Origin of the sequence: Ideonella azotifigens (assembly GCF_021043325.1) — a bacterium.
In the GTDB taxonomy this organism is placed as follows: domain Bacteria; phylum Pseudomonadota; class Gammaproteobacteria; order Burkholderiales; family Burkholderiaceae_C; genus Ideonella; species Ideonella azotifigens.
In genome coordinates, this window is sequence record NZ_JAJNKD010000010.1 from 165,043 (window position 1) to 177,544 (window position 12,502).

The 12,502-nt window shown below is 67.6% G+C and carries 12 protein-coding genes; 2 read left to right on the forward strand and 10 right to left on the reverse strand.

What is annotated here, in order from left to right; all coding sequences use genetic code 11:
• Positions 1–66: 66 nt before the first annotated feature.
• A complete protein-coding gene (locus LRH25_RS20525) occupies positions 67–2,109 on the reverse strand; it encodes a sigma-54-dependent Fis family transcriptional regulator (RefSeq protein WP_231012139.1) in 2,043 nt (680 codons plus the stop codon).
• Between the two features lie 250 nt (positions 2,110–2,359).
• On the opposite strand from LRH25_RS20525, the gene LRH25_RS20530 reads away from it, so the two are divergent.
• A complete protein-coding gene (locus LRH25_RS20530; RefSeq protein WP_141289913.1) occupies positions 2,360–2,791 on the forward strand; it encodes a dihydroneopterin aldolase in 432 nt (143 codons plus the stop codon).
• Positions 2,792–2,917: 126 nt separating this feature from the next.
• On the opposite strand, the gene fae is transcribed toward LRH25_RS20530, so the two are convergent.
• The 7 genes from fae to LRH25_RS20565 form a co-directional block, all read right to left on the reverse strand.
• The gene (fae, locus tag LRH25_RS20535; RefSeq protein ID WP_141289915.1) at positions 2,918–3,430 is read right to left on the reverse strand and encodes a formaldehyde-activating enzyme; all 513 of its coding nucleotides are present in this window, start codon (positions 3,428–3,430) and stop codon (positions 2,918–2,920) included.
• Between the two features lie 128 nt (positions 3,431–3,558).
• Complete coding sequence (locus LRH25_RS20540; protein WP_231012088.1) at positions 3,559–4,401, reverse strand: triphosphoribosyl-dephospho-CoA synthase; 843 nt, start codon at positions 4,399–4,401, stop codon at positions 3,559–3,561.
• 71 nt (positions 4,402–4,472) lie between these two features.
• A complete protein-coding gene (locus LRH25_RS20545; protein WP_231012090.1) occupies positions 4,473–5,417 on the reverse strand; it encodes an ATP-grasp domain-containing protein in 945 nt (314 codons plus the stop codon).
• Positions 5,418–5,471: 54 nt separating this feature from the next.
• Entirely contained in the window at positions 5,472–6,476 is a 1,005-nt protein-coding gene (gene mch, locus LRH25_RS20550; RefSeq protein ID WP_141290977.1) for a methenyltetrahydromethanopterin cyclohydrolase, read from the reverse strand.
• Entirely contained in the window at positions 6,473–7,615 is a 1,143-nt protein-coding gene (locus LRH25_RS20555; RefSeq protein WP_231012092.1) for an ATP-grasp domain-containing protein, read from the reverse strand. The genes mch and LRH25_RS20555 overlap by 4 nt, the downstream gene beginning before the upstream one ends.
• Positions 7,616–7,629: 14 nt before the next feature.
• Positions 7,630–8,565, reverse strand: coding sequence for an NAD(P)-dependent methylenetetrahydromethanopterin dehydrogenase (locus LRH25_RS20560; RefSeq protein WP_231012093.1), 936 nt, complete (start codon positions 8,563–8,565; stop codon positions 7,630–7,632).
• Positions 8,566–8,614: 49 nt separating this feature from the next.
• Positions 8,615–9,625: a beta-ribofuranosylaminobenzene 5'-phosphate synthase family protein gene (locus tag LRH25_RS20565; protein ID WP_231012095.1), complete on the reverse strand. Its 1,011-nt coding sequence runs from the start codon at positions 9,623–9,625 to the stop codon at positions 8,615–8,617.
• A 232-nt stretch (positions 9,626–9,857) separates the two neighbouring features.
• On the opposite strand from LRH25_RS20565, the gene LRH25_RS20570 reads away from it, so the two are divergent.
• Positions 9,858–10,247, forward strand: coding sequence for a 4a-hydroxytetrahydrobiopterin dehydratase (locus tag LRH25_RS20570; RefSeq protein WP_141287722.1), 390 nt, complete (start codon positions 9,858–9,860; stop codon positions 10,245–10,247).
• A 48-nt stretch (positions 10,248–10,295) separates the two neighbouring features.
• Here the strand turns inward: LRH25_RS20570 and LRH25_RS20575 are convergent, their stop codons facing one another.
• Positions 10,296–11,933, reverse strand: coding sequence for a GMC family oxidoreductase (locus LRH25_RS20575; protein ID WP_141287723.1), 1,638 nt, complete (start codon positions 11,931–11,933; stop codon positions 10,296–10,298).
• Positions 11,930–12,493, reverse strand: a complete 564-nt coding sequence (locus tag LRH25_RS20580) for a sugar dehydrogenase complex small subunit (RefSeq protein ID WP_141287724.1) — start codon at positions 12,491–12,493, stop codon at positions 11,930–11,932. The genes LRH25_RS20575 and LRH25_RS20580 overlap by 4 nt, the downstream gene beginning before the upstream one ends.
• Positions 12,494–12,502 lie beyond the last annotated feature (9 nt).

Genomic DNA, 12,502 nt, shown 5'->3' on the forward strand with positions numbered 1-12,502 from the left:
GCTCCGGAGCGGCCGGCGACCCCCCCGGGGGGTGGCCCTGCGTACCCGCAGGGCCGGGGGCGCCATCTACTCGGGGTGCGAGACCTCGATGTGGAGCTTGTGGAGTTTTCGGTACAGGGTGTTGCGGCTGACATCAAGCGCTTTGGCGACATTGCTCACGTTCCAACGGTGCTGCTCCAGCATCTGCAGCAACACCTGCCGCTCGTTGGCCTGGATCGGATTGAGTTTGACAGGTTGCGGCGCGTCTTCTTCGGCCCCAGCCGGCGTGTCGCACGACATGGCGACCTGCGCCGGCACATGAGCATGCGCAGACATCGGCGCCGGATGCAGGATCAGCGCCGGCAGGTGCTCGCGTGTGATCGCCTGCCCGTCGGCGAGCGCCGAGGCGCTGCGCAAGACATGACGCAGCTGGCGGATGTTGCCGGGCCACGGGTAGTCCATCAACAGACGCTCGGCGTCGGCGCTCAGGCGGCTGTCACCACCCGACTCGGCCTTCAACATGTCGTGGATCAGCTCACGCTTGTCGCTGCGTTCGCGCAGCGCAGGCAGCTCGAGTTCGATGCCGGCGAGCCGGTAGTACAGGTCCTCGCGGAAGCGCCCTTCCCGCACCAGTGCCGGCAGGTTCTGGTGGCTGCCGCTGATCAGCTGGAAGTCCACCGGCTGCGTGTCCTCGGTGCCGAGCGGTGTGACCTGGCGTTCGTCGAGCACGCGCAGCAGGCGGGCCTGTAGCTCCAGCGGCATGTCGGCAATTTCGTCGAGGAACAGGGTGCCACCGTCGGCCTGCAGGATCTTGCCGCGCCGGCCGGAGCGCTGCGCGCCCGTGAAGGCGCCGGCCCGGTAGCCGAACAGTTCGGATTCGATCAGTGTCTCGGGCAGGCTGGCGCAGTTGACCGCCACAAACGCACCGTCCGCGTGAGGGCTGGCGTCATGGGTGGCGCGGGCGAAAACCTCCTTGCCCGAGCCGGTCTCGCCCCACAGCAGCACGGGGGTCTGACGCGCGATCACGCGGCGCGCGGTTTCGAGATGCGCCAGCAGGCGCTGGTCCTTGAAAGTCGCGCGGCTGGGCGACACGGCGCGCAGTGCGGCCGGCCGGTGCGGTGACCTGCGCTCCGGCAACGGCGTCGGGTTGACCAGCGCGGCAGCGGCGGTCGCCGAAATCGGGTGCACGTTTGCCGTCGCACTCGAGGCGGGCCGGCGCGCAACCGCGAAGAAACGCAGGGCCGCATTCGCCCGGTAGGTCACGACCGGGTGGAACGACGAAGACATGCTGCGCTGCAGCATGTCTTCGAGCGAGGTCTGGAACAGGTCTTCGATGCGGCGCGAACGGATTTCGTCCATGGACTGCAGGCCGAGCTGGAACAGTGCGCTGCGGTTCGCCGCGAGGATGTGGCCCTCGTCATCGACAGCCAGTTTGCCCTCGTGCAGCGTGTAGACGAACTCGGGCCGACTGTGAAAGTGAAGCGGGTGGGCGTTGCGAAAGCGCTGGTCGATCAGGCGGTTCTCGATCATGCGTGCGGTCATGCCCAGCAGTACCAGCAAATGTTGCTGCATCTGCTTCGAGCGGCTCGACACGTCGAGCACCGCGGCGATCTCCCCGGAAGGGTCGTACACCGGCACGGCCGAGCAGGTGAGGTTCGAGAACTGCGTGAAGAAGTGATCCTCGCGGCGGATCGCGACCGGTGCCGCCGCGGCGATGCAAGTGCCCATGCCGTTGGTGCCGGCCTCGGCCTCGCTCCACAGGCCTCCGGTGCGCAGCCCGAGCGGCGCGACCTCGGCACTGAACGCAGGCGACGAAACCATGTGGATGATCACGCCATCGGTGTCCGTCAGCAGCACCGCCAGGTCAGCGTCGGCCAGTTGCTGGTAGAGCGTGGTCATCTCGTAGCGCGCGCAGTCGATCACATCGGCCTTGCGCTCGCAACGACTCTCGAGCGCGGCACGATCAATCACCGACGGCGTGCGCGGGCGGTCAGGGTGAAGGCGGTATTCGTTCACACACCGGCTCCACGAACGCATGATTGCGTCGTTGCCTGGCTCGTGTGTCCCGTTCTTCACCATCACCATGATCCGCTCGGCGTGACGGTCTGTCTCCCGCAACAATGTTCCCATTTTGTCTCCAAATGTTCGGGCCGCCTGGGCTCCAGGGCCCAATCCTCATCCAAGTGCAGGCCCTGCACAACCGGGCGAAACGCGAGTACCGCAAGATCGGCTCCGCGTGGTCATATTGGCACGCCGCTTGCATTTTTCCGCAGCCGCAGGTTCGCGGCGACCAGCGCTTCTCAGCGGCCCCACCATGTCCAACAGCTTCTCCCTGCCCATCATGAGGGCTTCGACAACCCAGGCTGCCACGCCGCAAGCCATGGACCTGATCTTCATCGAGGGATTTGTCGGCGAAACGGTGATCGGCATCCACGAATCCGAGCTGCATCGCCCCCAGCCGCTGGTGATCGACGTGCACGCCGGCCTGCCGCATGCCCGAGCCTGCAACACCGATCGCATCGCCGACACGATCGACTACGGCGTTGTCACCGAGCGGCTGCGCCGTCTGCTGGTCGAGCACCGCCTGACGCTGCTCGAGGCCTTTGCCGAGAAGATCGCCGAGATCCTGATCGACGAGTTCGGCGCGCGCTGGGTTCGCGTCAAGGTCGTGAAGCCGCGCAAATTCGCGGACGTGAGTGCGGTCGGCGTGCAGATCGAACGCATTGCGCCCGAACCCGAGTCGAGACGTTCTGGCCACAGCGCGGCCGTGGTCCAGTTGCTCGCCAGCGGCATGCTCCCCGGCAAACGCTGACCGCCCTTCAATCGGACGACAAAACGGCCGCTCAGCGGCCGTTTTTCTTGTGGTGCCCGGCCGAGTCAACGGCCGTTGTAGCGCGCTTTCATTGGGGCCACGAGCGCCCCAGGCGTGCGTCGGAGATCAGGAATGGGCAGCGAACGGGTGTGCCGCCGTGCCCTTCTTGGCGACCACTTCCGCCGCGGTCGGGGAGCCTGCGACAGCGCGCTGGATCGACTCGCGAACAGCTCGGTAGTTGTAGTCCTGGATCTTCGTGTCGTCTTCGGCGAGCCAGTGGATGAAAACGCCAACGCAGATGAACACGTTGTCGGCTTCGTCTGCCGGAATCGTACCGTCTTCGACCGAATCGGCAACCGCCATCGCGACACCGCGCTGAGCCGGGCCGAACATCTGCACAGCCTGCTTCGCGCCCTTGATGGTGACCTTGTTGAACATCACCGTAGGCGGCTTGGTCAACAGGTTCGGCGCCACCACGGCGAGCAGCGAGGTGAAGCCGTCCTTGTTGTTGGTGAGGGCGTTGGCAAACGCCGTCTCGGCGGCGCTGCCGCGCGGCCCGATGATCAGGTCGATGTGGGCCACTTCGTTGCCGTCGCCAACGAGCGACTCACCAACCATCATGCGATCAATTTTTGCCATTTCTTCCGTCTCCTGTGAGCAGTTCTTGAGGGTATTCACGACACCGGCCAAGTCAACCAGCGCGACGCAGTACGTATCACGATCCGTGCCATCCACCGGGCTCCCGCGCCGGGGACCGCAGCGCGCCGTCAGCGCGCTGCGGTCCCCGGCGCAACCAGGCCCGCGACGAACAGCGCCGCCACTGTGAAATCGGCGCTGGTCCCCGGGTTCAGACCGGCCGCCTTGAGTTCGAGATCCCAGGCCACGAAGTCGGGATCGGCATCGAGGTTCTCACCGTTCAATGCACGGGTTTGCCAGCGCTGCGCCGAGCGCATGACAGTGTGTGCCAGCGCCGCGCCGTGTTTCCGCACAATGTGTGAATCGGGCAGCGTGGCCAGAAACGCGAGGTAGGTGCGCTGGACGGCTGCACTGACGGCCGGGGATGCCAGACCGTCTCGCGTGAAAGCGCCGCCAGGCAGCGCGAGGGCCGCGGTCGGAACACCGAGTTCAAACAGCTCGACATACCCATCACGGTATTGCCGCGCGATGCTGTCGCGATCGGCGGCCAGCGCCATCGCCGCGCGCAGTCCCATGCTCGGCACGTCATGAACGTCCTGAGCCGCAGCAGAGCCCAGCCCGCCAGGATGGGCCTGGGCGATGGCACGGTAGGCGGCACGGGCGTCGGCCAGGTCGAGATCGGCCAGCACTTCTTCGATTGCCGCACGCAGCGCGGCCGGGTCTTCGGCCTGCGGATGCAACTCCACGGCGCGCGCAATGGGTGCGCACAGCAGCACGATGCCGAGGTTGGTGTTGCAGCCTGCTGCATCCCAGCTGGCGGCCACCGCGGCCTCGATGCGATCACCCACGCGAGCGCCCGGCCGGAACATCGGCCCGACCGACGCCCGCGCGCTGGCGCTGAACAGCGCCGCCTGCATGCCATGGCCTGCAGACAGTCGGCTCACGTTGCCGGGTTTGCGGACCGCAACATCCAACTCACAGGCGCAGAGGTAACTGGCCTGGGTCCGCTCGGTCGCCCGAGCTGCAGTGGGCGTGGGCGGAGGATTCACGCACGCCGCCCCGCGCCCGCCACGCCGCCCGCGCGCGCCGCCGCCAGCTTGCGGTCCAGCAGGTCGTCAACGATGGCTCGAGCGATGTTGAAGCTGGTCACACGCTGCAGCCCCTGCCATGCAGCCACGCCATTGACCTCCAGCACCTGGATGCCGCCGCCGGCGCAAGGGATCATGTCCACCCCGGCGTAGTCCATCTCCAGCGCTGCCGCGGCGCCTTCCGCCAGCGCGGCCAGCGCCGGTGTCAATTCGGCGGGTTCGCAACGCGCGCCTTGCGCGACGTTGTGGATCCATCCCTCGCTGACCCGACGCATCGCAGTCACCGCGCGCGCGCCGACCACGAGGACTCGCCAGTCGAACCCGGGGTCGATCGTGGCCGGCACAAAGCGCTGCAGGTAGGCCAGCGAACCGTAGGCCTCGTCGAGTTCGGGAACCGGATGGTGAACGCCCTCGACATCGCCGACGAGCTGCAAGCCCTTGCCTTGCGAGCCGAACAGCGGCTTGAGCACCAGCGCGTGGCCGGCAGCGCCCTCGCGCATCGCGATGCGCCGGGCCTGGGCCAGCGACTCGGTTGCCCAGGTCGGTGGGGTCGGGATGTCCGCCGCATGCAGCAGCAGGCTGGTCATGGACTTGTCGACGCTGCGCTCGATCGCCCGCGCGTCGTTGTAGACCGGCACGCCGAGTTCGCGCAGCGCATGCAGCACGCCGAGCCGCTTGGTGACCTGCTCGAAGCTGCCGCCGGCGATGCCACGCACCAGCGCCGCATCGGGCAGGTCGCGGCCAAAGCCGGGGATCACCAGACCGTGCCAGGCCTGCGCCGTGTCAATGTGGCAATCGGCCAGGTCGACGCAGCGCCCACTCGCGCCGCGCGCACGCAACGCTGCCTGCAACTGCCGCGTGTGCCAGCCCGTCTCGTCAGTCATGATCGCGATGCGAGCCATGCTTTTTCCTTCATCGGTCCGTCAGCTCAGCCTCGAGAAAACGAAGAGGCGCTCTCAGGCCTCCTGCAGCCAAAGGCCTTGCAGCAGCGCCATGTTCAACGCGCCGGCATGCCAGGTGTTGCCGCTGTCGAGGTTGCTGACCCACACCTCGGCCGGTGCGAACAGCGCGCCGTCGATCTTGTAGAAGTCGTACTCGACCTCCTTGAAAATGTCGGCGAACGAACGCCCGTAGTCGCGCGAGTTGCGTGACGGCAGTTGCAGCGCGAGCTGGCGCGCCGCAGCGTCGTCGCCGCGCACGCTGAGGTGGACGCGGCCCCCGTACAGGATCGCATCGTTGGTGCGTCCCATCGCGACAACGCCGTCGGGGCTGGGCGCCGGCAGCGGCGCGGTGGCGACACCTTCGACGATGTTGCCAAGCGCGTAGCCGAGTTCGTGGGCCTTGTGCAGCGCAACCTCGAGCACGCGCGCAACCACCTGCGTGGTGCCTGCCAGGCTGGTCGTCGGGGTCAGGATCAGGGTCAGCGCGTCGGCCTGCAGCTTGCAGTCGCGCAGCAGCTTGTCGATCACGACCTGGGGAGGCGGCCGATCGACCTCCAGCACGAGCACGCCGGTGTCTGCCTGGTCGCGGTACCCGAGTTCGGCAAACAAGGCCTCCTTGGCGGCGAGTGCGCGTGCAGGGCCGGAGCCGAGCGAGAAGAATTTCTTGCCGCCCGTTTGCTCCTTGCTCGCCGCCAGGCTCCAGCCGGCGTACTGGCTGGCCAGGCAGGCGAGCACCGGCTGCGAACTGCGCACCTCGACCCAGGTCGGCCACCCGTCAGCCGCGCCGCTGCGCAGGCCAACCTGACCGAGCCCGCCCATGCAGATCTCGCCGATCAGCAGCCCGGCCGTGACACTGCCGCGGGTCTTGATCCCTGCATCGACGATGCAGGTGCCACCATCGAGGCGCGCCACGCTCAGCTCGAGCGCGTCAGCACTGGCCAGCAGTCGTTCGACCAGCGGACGTGTCAGGTCGTTGACACTCAGCGACAAGGTCGCCAGCGGTGGACGGGCATCGGTCATGACGATTTCTCCAGGGTGTGCATCACGGCATCGCGCGCTGCAAAAAGCAAGGCTCGGACGTGCTCGGCAGTGTCACCTGCCGCACTCAAGCTGCAGATCGGGTCGCCGGCATCGAAGCATGCGCCTGCGAGCGGCAGGTCGTGCACATCGGGCCGGCCGGCAAGATACTGCGCGCCAGGTTCATCGATCGTCAACGGATGTCGGGCATAGACGATCTCGCTGCCGCCGATGTGCCGAGGTGCAAACGCCGCCGGCGGCGGCAACTCGGCCTGCAGGCAGGCGCGCAGTTGCGCGTCGATCAGGCCAGGCTGCGCGTACAGCGACAGGCTGGCTGGCGGTCGAGGGTTCACCTCCAGCACGCCGATGCTGTCGTCGCCGCCGCGGATGAAATCAAGGCTGCACCAGCCGCGCAGGCCGAACGCCGCCGTGAGCAACTGCACCACCTCATCGATGCGTTGCGCCAGGCCTGCAGGCACGGCCACCGGCCCGACGCAGCCGCAATACACATGCGGGTGCGCGCCGAAGGGTCGCACGATCAGTTCGTTGAGGCCCAGCAAGCTCGCCCGGTCGCCGTTGGCGATGAAGGTCGCCGACATCGGGACACCCGGCATTGCGCGCTGGAAGTAGTGCCAGGCGCTCACCGATGCGCCGTCGCGGGCCGTGTGCGCATGGCGGATGTGCCAGCCGCCACAGGCGCGCGCGTCCTTCAGCAGCCATCCATCGGCATCGGCCGGGGCATCGGCCCGCACCGGCGGGTGCGCAATGCCGTGCGCCTCGAGCACATCGAAGAACAAGGCGGGATCGCGCACGCGGCGCACCGCCTCGGCCGGCGTGCCGATCAGCGGCAGCAACTGCGCCCCGGCATCGAGCAGCTCGGGCTGCCCTTCGAAGCCGCTGCCGGGGACCCAGCCGATGACCTCGTCTCCACCCTTACGCGCCAGCGCCTGCAGCGCATCGAGCACGCGTGTCGCGTCGATCTGCAGCGAACCCGCTGCGCCAATCGGCTGCCAGCGCTGCGAGGCGCGCCGCGTGTCGGCGTCGCCGAACAAGTCGAGTGCGATGACCTGATGACCATCGAGCACAGCCGCCTCGGCCAGCATGCGGGCAGAAAGGGCCGCGACGGCCAGCAGCGCAGCCACAGGTGGCGGTCGCCTCAGGCGGTGGGCTCGGACGCGGCTTGCGCGGCCTGCTCGGCGAGGAACTCGCGCGCGGCAGCAAACGCTTCCGGAAAGCTCAGCACCACCGCCTTCTTGCCCTGGTGCATGCTCATCAGCAGGCGATGCTGGGTCTGGTATTTGACGTTGCCGACCGCCAGCGCGCCAATGCCCACCGCGCCCTCGACACCCGCCAGAGGCTTGGCATCGTCCATCACGCCGACGCCGGCAATGCCCTCCGGCGCCACCGCGTTCACGTCGGCCGCGACCTTCAGGCGTTTCGCGAACACAAGATCCTCGGTCGACACGACCTGCACGCCGGCCGCCGCACAGGCGAGCACCACGTCCGCCTCGGCCAGTTCTGCACGCACGGCCTGGGCACCGGCCCCCGACACGCCGCGCAGCGCCACGCCGAAGCGCTTGCCGGTCTCTTGCGCTGCCGCTTGCGCGACCTCCAGGCCGCTGTGGCTGGCCACGCGCACGCTGGCGCCGGCCTGCGCCGCGAGCACCGCGGCGATGCGACCGACCGGCCCCGTGCCGCCAAGCACCAGGATGTTTTGACCGCTCAGGCCTAACGCGTGGTGACGCTGCATGGCCGCCTCGACGCACGCCAACATCGCAGCAGCAGTGGTGTAGGCACCGCTCGGGTCGGCCATCAGCGACACGACAAAGGGATTGAACATCGCGCTTTTCGCACGTTCGAGCATGTCGGCTGCGAGCAGTGCATCGCGCCCGCCGATGAAGATGCCGGTGCGCGACACCCCTTTCGGGCCGCGCGAGAAGATGGCGTCCTGCGTCAGCGCGGTGACCCCGTCGATGCCAACGTCGGTGTAAGGCGTGATGATCTGGTAGCCGGCATCGGCCGCCATGTTGACGTCGAACGGGCTGGCCTGGTGCCCGGGCGTGAACAGGTGGAGGATGCGGGGACGTTCCATGGCTTGAATCGGTGGGCGTTGATGAGGCGGGTGAAGGGATGGCGTTCGCTCAGCGCGCGCGCCGCGCCACGCGAAGGTCGGTGATCTCGGCGCCACGGTTGCGCGGCGCGACGATGCGCAGCACCAGCCCGGGCTCTATCAGATCGGCCGAGCGCGCGGCACGTTCGAGCGACTCGGCGTGCGCCTGCGATTCGACGATGGCAAACCCGGTCGGGCCCCAGGAACTCTGGCCGATCGCGGCCCGATGCGCACTTGCGCCAACCCAATCCATCAGGCGCCCAACCGCGGCGCTGGTGTAGGCACTACCGTTCTGGGCCGGCGCGAAATGTTCACCGAGCAGTTGCTGCACGCGCGAAACGCCGCGCGCGAAAATGTCGAATTCGGCACTGGCGGCACCGGGCAGCACGCGCATCAGCACCTCGTGGCAGATCTCGGCAGCACGCGCGGCCGGCATGGCGGCGAGCCCGGCCATCGCGCCCTTCTCATCGCCGCCCGACAGGCCGCGCTCGCGCTCATCCTGCACGACGAGGACGCGCCAGGCCCCGGGCAGCGCGATGCGCGAGAGCAAGGGCGCAGGCCGGGCATCCGCGGTCGGCCCGCCATCGACCAGCAGGCCTCCTTGATCGAAGCCGTGGATGCCGATACCGGAACGCTGGCCGCGACCGAGCCAGTGCGCCAGCGTCGGCGTGCTCACGTCAAGCCGATGCCACTGGGCGAACGCACGTGCAATCGCCAACGCGAGTTGGGTGCCGGACCCGAAGCCGCCGTGCGCCGGCAGCACCCGCAGCAGCCTCAGGTGCAGCGGTTCGAGGCGGCCGCTGCGCTCGCGCAGCGTGTGAAGGTAGGCGCTCGCGCGCGCCATCTGCGTGTCGCCTTCGGGCGTGTCGGCGGTGACGCGATCGGCAAGCGCGGCGCCAAGTTCGACCTCGGTCTCGAAGCCGTCGATGACCATCCCGATGCTGCCGAAGCGCCGTCCCAGTGAGCCAGATGGATCCAGAAAACCCAGGTGCAGTCGACCCGGCGCCCGCAGCGTGACTGTGTTGGAGAGATCGAAGTGCATCCGAGGCGGAACGGCGAGAACGGCATGGCCCATGGTCGTGACGCGCCGCCCTGTGAAACGGCATCTGCGCGACAACCCAAGAGCAATCTCCGTTCCTGGCCCCTCCGGGACCACCCACCCGGGCAAGGCAGGCGCCGATCCGCCCCGCTGTATCGCCAGAGGGACAGTGTGTCATGCGGCGCCACGAGCGGTAGCATCGGCGTCCCCTTGCTTCTTTCCACGGGAGACTGACATGACCAGCTGGCGCAAACAGACTGCAGACGAGGTCTACACCTCGGAAGAGATCACGGCACGCTTGTCAGAAGAGTTGCCGAAGTGGTCCTTTGAGGACGGCTGGATTCGCCGCAAGTTCAAGACCAGCGGCTGGAAAGGCACCTTGATGGTGGTGAACACGGTGGGCCACCTCGCGGAAGCAGCCTGGCATCACCCGGACCTCACCGTGTCGTATGCCTTCGTCACGGTCAAGCTGATGAACCACGCCGCCAAGGGCATCACCGACAAGGACTTCGAGCTCGCGAAGAAGATCGAGGAGGTCGTCCTGTGGCAGCCGGGCGCCGTGGAGGGTTCGGCGCTGCAAGGCACGCCCGACGATCCTCGTTTCAAGTACCTGAAGTACGACTGACCGCCCTGAGGCGCGGCGCTGCGGCGATTGGCCGCAGCGCGTCGTGGCTCAGATCTCCTTGAGCAAGGTCTCGGCAATGCGCAGGCTCAGCGCGGCGCCGGTCAGCGTCGGATTCATGCAGGAGGCCGAAGGCATCACGCCGGTGCCGGCGATGAACAGGTTCGGATGGTCGTGCGTGCGGCAGTCGCGGTCCACCACCGAGTCCTTGGGGTCGTCGCCCATCAGCGTGGTGCCCATGATGTGCTGGCGGTCCTGGTGGCTGGTGTCCATCTTCAGCACGTCGGCGTTCAGCAGCTTGGTCATGCGCGTCAGGTCCTTGACCGCGAAGTCTCGCCCGGCATTCCAGTAGTCGTTGACGCTGTAGTAGATCTCCGGCACCGGCAGGCCGATGCCGTCGAAGCGCTTCTTGCTGGGCACGATGCGGTTCTGCGGTTGGGCCTCGGTTTCCAGGTCCACCGCGATGTTGATCGAGCGCGCAGACTGGCGGCGGATCTCGGCGTCCAGCTTGCTGCCGAGCACGCCCTTGGCCAGCAGCGCGGAGGCGATCTGCGAGGTCGGCACGGTGTTGCGGAACTTGGTCTTGTAGCTGGGAATGTCCTTGCGGAATTCGCCGTCGCGGTAGTTCAGGTAGACCAGCAGCTCGGTCGGCCCCTGGCCCGGCCAGACGTCCTCGTTCATCATCGCGTTGACGCTGATGCCGGTGTGGCCCATCAGGTTGCGGCCAACCTGGTCGGACGAGTTGGCAATGCCGTTCGGGAACTTCTCCGAGGTCGACATCAGCAGCAGCTTCGGGCCTTCGATGGCGTAGGCGGCCAGCACGAAGTGGCGGGCCGTGAGGCGATGCGAAGTACCGTCGGGCTGCTTGTAGTTGACGGCGGTGATCTTGTTGTCCGCGCCGTGCTCGATCTTGTAGACCACGGCGTTGTCCAGCAGCTTGGCGCCGTGGCGTTCGGCCACGTCGATGTGCATCGAGCCGTCGTACTTGGCACCGATGGGGCAGACCGGGTTGCAGTTGTTGTTGCCGGCGCAGACCGGGCGGTTGCCGTAAGGCCGCGTGGCCCGGCCGTGCGGCTCGATCACCGGGTTGTAGCCGCCAGGCGCCAGCATCTCGGCCATGCGCGTCATGAAATACGGCTCGTTCAGGCCCTTCATTGGAAAGGGCTTGGAGCGTGGCGGCCAGGCCTGCCCGCCATGGCCGCTTTCGTCCTGCCCGTCGATGCCCGACACACCGAGTTCGGCCTCGGCCTCGCAGTAATACGGCTCCAGCTCGTCGTAGCCGATGGGCCAGTCCCGGCCACGGCCATAGAGCGTCTTCAGCTTGAAGTCGTTGGGGATCATGCGCCACAGCGCCGAGCCGAAATGCCAGGTCGTGCCGCCGACCACGCGCAGGTACTTGGTCGGGTACGACACTGGGCCGGTCTGCTGCAGGTAGTCGCCATAGGTGGACGGGATGTGCGGCGGGTTCGGGAACGGCGAGCCGGCGCCCTGGGCCTTGGTGTTGGCCAGCGAGAGCTTGACCGGCGAATTGCGGAAGGTCTCGACGATCTCGGCCCGGCGCACGCGCGGCCCGGCTTCCAGGATGATCACCGACTTGCCGGCCTTGGCCAGCCGGCTGGCGATCAGCCCGCCCATCACGCCCGACCCGATGACGATCAGGTCTGCATCAAATTCTTGGTTGCTGCTCATGCTGCTTTCTCGGTACTTGGTACCACCACCCCGACCGGCTTCTGGCCCCAGGAGTCGGGGCCGCCGCCGTAGCTGGGAATGACCAGCACGTCTTGCGTGGGCCGGTACATCAAGGCCTGCGCGTAGCTGATCAGCTCGGCGTCCGCGTCATTGCCGACGATGCCCAGGTACCAGGCCGAAACGATTTGCGTGATGGTCTTGCGCAGCGGCTCGCCCAGGTCCGGCCTGGCCAGCAGGCTGTCGACACTGGTTTCCTTGGCTTCGGCGACATAGCGCTGCAAAGCAGCCGAGGAGTCATTGAACTTGGCGTCATGGCGCGCCAGCGCAGCCTGGTAGCGCGTGGCGAGACCCGGCTCCAGCGGCTTGCCGCCGGTCAGGAATTCGGACAGGCGCAGGAAGTCCGCGCCAGCCGCGGCCGCGGCAAAGGCATTGGTCGTGCCCAGCAAGGCGGCGCCGCCCAGCGCGAAGGCAGCGCCTGCGACGGCGGCGCCGCCGATCAGTGCGCGGCGGGAAATGGGGAACGGGACGGGCTCGAAGCCGTCCTGGTTTGAGTGGCTCATGGCTTGTCT

What these genes read in the sequence shown, in the direction of transcription:
- LRH25_RS20525 (WP_231012139.1), bottom strand. Translation starts at nt 2,109, where the DNA reads ATGGGAACATTGTTGCGGGAGACAGACCGTCACGCCGAGCGGATCATG.
- LRH25_RS20530 (WP_141289913.1), top strand. Translation starts at nt 2,360, where the DNA reads ATGGACCTGATCTTCATCGAGGGATTTGTCGGCGAAACGGTGATCGGC.
- fae (WP_141289915.1), bottom strand. Translation starts at nt 3,430, where the DNA reads ATGGCAAAAATTGATCGCATGATGGTTGGTGAGTCGCTCGTTGGCGAC.
- LRH25_RS20545 (WP_231012090.1), bottom strand. Translation starts at nt 5,417, where the DNA reads ATGGCTCGCATCGCGATCATGACTGACGAGACGGGCTGGCACACGCGG.
- mch (WP_141290977.1), bottom strand. Translation starts at nt 6,476, where the DNA reads ATGACCGATGCCCGTCCACCGCTGGCGACCTTGTCGCTGAGTGTCAAC.
- LRH25_RS20560 (WP_231012093.1), bottom strand. Translation starts at nt 8,565, where the DNA reads ATGGAACGTCCCCGCATCCTCCACCTGTTCACGCCCGGGCACCAGGCC.
- LRH25_RS20565 (WP_231012095.1), bottom strand. Translation starts at nt 9,625, where the DNA reads ATGCACTTCGATCTCTCCAACACAGTCACGCTGCGGGCGCCGGGTCGA.
- LRH25_RS20570 (WP_141287722.1), top strand. Translation starts at nt 9,858, where the DNA reads ATGACCAGCTGGCGCAAACAGACTGCAGACGAGGTCTACACCTCGGAA.
- LRH25_RS20575 (WP_141287723.1), bottom strand. Translation starts at nt 11,933, where the DNA reads ATGAGCAGCAACCAAGAATTTGATGCAGACCTGATCGTCATCGGGTCG.
- LRH25_RS20580 (WP_141287724.1), bottom strand. Translation starts at nt 12,493, where the DNA reads ATGAGCCACTCAAACCAGGACGGCTTCGAGCCCGTCCCGTTCCCCATT.